This is a genomic window from Achromobacter sp. RW408 (genome assembly GCF_003184165.1).
In the GTDB taxonomy this organism is placed as follows: domain Bacteria; phylum Pseudomonadota; class Gammaproteobacteria; order Burkholderiales; family Burkholderiaceae_B; genus Achromobacter; species Achromobacter xylosoxidans.
Genome location: NZ_QHHO01000040.1, coordinates 506,994 through 509,947, shown reverse-complemented (window position 1 = coordinate 509,947; position 2,954 = coordinate 506,994). Strand labels below are relative to the sequence as shown.

The following is a 2,954-nucleotide window of genomic DNA, read 5'->3' as shown; positions in this document are numbered from 1 at the left end:
CAATGGGGCGGGCGGGATCAGGCAGGGTCCTTGCCCGTGATTTCCTCGGTGGCGCGCCGCAGGATGGCGGCGATGCGGCGCTGCTCGGCCGGCGACGCGTCGGTGCGTTGCAGCAGCGCATGGCGGATCGCCTGGCGCGCATGCACGAATTCATCGATCCAGCCGGCGGCGTCCTCGTCGCTGGCGGCCGCGCGCGGTTCGCCGCTCCAGGCCTGGCGCATCCAGTCCATCTTGCGGGCGACGTGCTTGAGCTTGTTGAACATCACCGACAGGCGTTCGCGATTGGCTTGCAGGTGCGCGCGGCCGGCATCGGCCAGGTGGTAGCGCTTCTTGCTGCCTTCCTGCTCGACGGTGGCGTAGCCCAGCTCTTCGAGGTAGGTCAGCGCGGGGTAGACCATGCCGGGGCTGGGCGTGTAGAAGCCGTTGGACATGGCGCCCAGCGCCTTGATCAGTTCATAGCCATGGCTGGGGTTCTGCTCCAGCAGGCCGAGCAGCATCAACTGCAGGTCGTCAGCGGTGACCTTGCGGCCGCGCGCGAAGTGGCGGCCATCGCCGCCGAAGCTGTCGTCGGCGTCACCGCCCCGGCCGCCCCATGGGCCGCCGAACCAGCCGCCGCCCCCGCCGCCGGCATGGCGTCCGTGGCGGCCGCGGCCGCCCTCGTGCCGGTCGCCGGTGGCGTAGCGGGCGCCACGACCGTGACCGTGTTCGCGTTCGCCCGGGTGGCCGTGGCGTTCATGATGATCGTAGCGCTCGGCGCGCTCGTGGAATTCTTGGTGGCCGTGGTGGTGGCCGTGGTGGTGGCCGTGATGGCCACGGCCTCCGGAATGGGCGTCGCGCAACTCGTGGCGCGCGCCGCGGGCAAAGGCGGTCAGGAAATGGAAATGGCGCATGGGAGGCCTCGCTGGTGTCTGACGTGTTACTTACGATGTATCTTACGATATAGATCGTAAGATACACAGACACGATTCAGGCCGTCAAGCGTCTTTTGATCCCACGACTATCCGCGCGCCTCGCCCAGCACCCCGGCGGCGATGCCGCCCACGATCAATGCCATCCCCAGCAGCAGCGACAGGCCCAGCGCCTCGCGCAACAGCGCCGCCGAGCACAGCAGGCCCACCACCGGCACGCCCAGCAGGCCGAGCGCGGTCAGGCCCGCGGGCAATGACCGGTTCACGTTCACGGCCGCCCAATACGCCACGGCAATGCCGAACACGCCGCCATAGCCCAGCAGCCAGGCCAGCCCCGGACTCCAGATCACGCGCGGCGCGCCCTCGGTCGCCCAGGCCAGGGCGGTCAGCACCACCGATGCCAGCAACGCCTGCCAGAAGGCCAGCTCGAACGGCGGCGTGACCCAGCGATGCGCGCGCACGTAGACGATGTTGGCGGCCCAGCACAGCGCCGCCAGCAGCACCAGGCCATTGCCGAACACGGCATCGTGATCGCGCCAGTCGAACGCCAGCGGGTTGAAGATGACGACCAGCCCCAGCAGGCCGAGCGCCAGCCCCAGCTGCCGTCCGCGGCCGATCGGTTCGCCCAGGAACAGTCGCGCCGCCGGGATGACCCATAGCGGCGTGGTGTAGGCCAGCACCACCGAGCGGCCGGCCGGCACGTATTGCAGGCCCAGGCTGACCAGCGCGGCGAAGGCGCCCATGTGCAGCAGGCCCACGCTCAGGATCACGGGGATGTCGGCCCTGACCGGCCAGGCAACGCGCCGCAGCGCCAGGCCCAGCGCCAGCAGCGCGGCAGTGCCGACAACGCTGCGTGCCGCCACCGCCCAGACCGGCGTCATGTATTGCAGCAGCAGCTTGCTGACGACCCAGGTGAAGCCCCAGGCCAGCACCACCACCACGAGCAGAGACAGGGCGTTGCGGCGGGACAGGATTTCAGCGGGCATGGCGGACGGTGGCGAATGGAAAGCGGATCGCCCCGACTATAGAAGTGCGCCTCGCCCCCGCCCTAGAGCCACGCCACGTCTATTGCCTGGAGCCACGCGCGGCCGCGCGCGGCTTGCGGGCCAGCCAGCGCGCAAAGGCCGCGGCCTGCGGTTCATCCGGCGCGGGCGCGTAGACCACCAGGCGCAGATGGCGGCTTTCATCGACCGACAGGGTGGAATGCTCGAATGCCACTTCGCCCAACGCCGGCAGGCGCAGGCTGCGCACGCCCATGCAGGCGCCATGCACGTCGTGCTCGCGCCACCAGGCCTTGAAATCGGGCGCCACGCGTTCGAGTTCATCGACCAACTCGGTGATGTCCGGCGCGCCCGAGGCCGAAGCGAAATCGCGGCGGAAGGTGGACAGCATCGCCGGCGCCTGCGCCGCCCAATCGACGAACAGTTCGCGCATCGCCGGATCCACGAACAGCATCCACAACAGATTGCGCCGTCCCGCCGGCTGCGCGCCGAAACCGAACACGCGTTCGGCGGCGGCGTTCCACACCACCACGTCCCAACGCAGGTTGAGGATATAGGCGGGACGGGTGGACAGGTCGTCCATCAGGCGGCGCACCTGGGGCGGCACGGTGCACCAGGTGCGTCCCGGCTCCGCCGGCGGGCGCTGGTGCGCCAGCAGGTACAGGTGGCGCCGTTCGGCCGCGTCCAGTTTCAGCACCCGCGCCAGGTTTTCCAGGAAGGTGGCCGACACGCTGATGTTGCGGCCCTGCTCGAACCAGGTGTACCAGGCCAGGCCGACCCCAGCCAGCGCCGCCACTTCCTCGCGCCGCAGGCCGGGCGTGCGGCGGCGGCCGCCAGCAGGCAGCCCCACGGCGGCGGGACTCAGGCGTTCGCGGCGCAGCCGCAGGAATTCGGCCAGGTCGGCGCGGGTGCGGTCCAGCCGCTGCGCGCCCGGCCCGGGGGCGTCGGCCCGCGCTGCCGGCGCGGTGGCCGGAGCGCTGTCATGCAAGGCGGAACGGGGCATAGGCTATTGCCTTCAGTAATAGCATAAACAGCTAAATTGTAT

General features: G+C 70.1%; 3 protein-coding genes. All 3 read right to left on the bottom strand.

Annotation, left to right across the window (positions count from 1 at the left end; all coding sequences use genetic code 11):
* Nucleotides 1–17: 17 nt before the first annotated feature.
* The 3 genes from DK459_RS30970 to DK459_RS09900 all read right to left on the bottom strand — a co-directional run bounded on the left by DK459_RS30970 (nucleotide 18) and on the right by DK459_RS09900 (nucleotide 2,912).
* Nucleotides 18–890 carry a PadR family transcriptional regulator gene (locus tag DK459_RS30970; RefSeq protein WP_233256788.1) on the bottom strand — a complete coding sequence of 291 codons (873 nt, stop codon included), beginning with the start codon at nucleotides 888–890 and terminating at the stop codon, nucleotides 18–20.
* Between the two features lie 107 nt (nucleotides 891–997).
* The gene (locus tag DK459_RS09905; protein ID WP_053497370.1) at nucleotides 998–1,894 is read right to left on the bottom strand and encodes a DMT family transporter; all 897 of its coding nucleotides are present in this window, start codon (nucleotides 1,892–1,894) and stop codon (nucleotides 998–1,000) included.
* A gap of 79 nt (nucleotides 1,895–1,973) precedes the next feature.
* Complete coding sequence (locus DK459_RS09900) at nucleotides 1,974–2,912, bottom strand: helix-turn-helix transcriptional regulator (RefSeq protein ID WP_227740027.1); 939 nt, start codon at nucleotides 2,910–2,912, stop codon at nucleotides 1,974–1,976.
* Nucleotides 2,913–2,954 lie beyond the last annotated feature (42 nt).

Bases quoted from the DNA above. Each gene is read 5' to 3' on its own strand.
- DK459_RS30970 (WP_233256788.1), bottom strand. From the start codon at position 890: ATGCGCCATTTCCATTTCCTGACCGCCTTTGCCCGCGGCGCGCGCCAC.
- DK459_RS09905 (WP_053497370.1), bottom strand. From the start codon at position 1,894: ATGCCCGCTGAAATCCTGTCCCGCCGCAACGCCCTGTCTCTGCTCGTG.
- DK459_RS09900 (WP_227740027.1), bottom strand. From the start codon at position 2,912: ATGCCCCGTTCCGCCTTGCATGACAGCGCTCCGGCCACCGCGCCGGCA.